1 protein-coding gene is annotated in these 231 nt (G+C 61.5%); it reads right to left on the bottom strand.

Annotation, left to right across the window (positions count from 1 at the left end; all coding sequences use genetic code 11):
• On the bottom strand, positions 1-231 hold a 231-nt coding region (locus SB822_RS61395; protein ID WP_410859705.1), incomplete at both ends, for an ABC transporter permease subunit.

The raw sequence follows: 231 nt of genomic DNA, 5'->3' as shown, positions 1-231 counted from the left end.
AACGACAGGCCGACGCCGAAAATCGTCACATGTCCAATGCCGATGCACAGCGCCTTGATTTCCGCGATGATCAGCGCGGCCACGAATGCGCCCGGAATCGAACCCATGCCGCCGACCACGACGACCACGAACGCATTGCCGATCGTCTCCAGATCGAGCGAGAGGTTTGCCGACATACGCGGCCCTTGCAGCGCACCGCCCAATCCGGCGAGAAATGCGCCGACGAAAAAC

Origin of the sequence: Paraburkholderia sp. SIMBA_054, assembly GCF_046534875.1 — a bacterium.
Taxonomy (GTDB): domain Bacteria; phylum Pseudomonadota; class Gammaproteobacteria; order Burkholderiales; family Burkholderiaceae; genus Paraburkholderia; species Paraburkholderia hospita.
The sequence above is the reverse complement of the archived record's forward strand: the minus strand, read 5'-3'. Positions and strand labels throughout refer to the sequence as shown.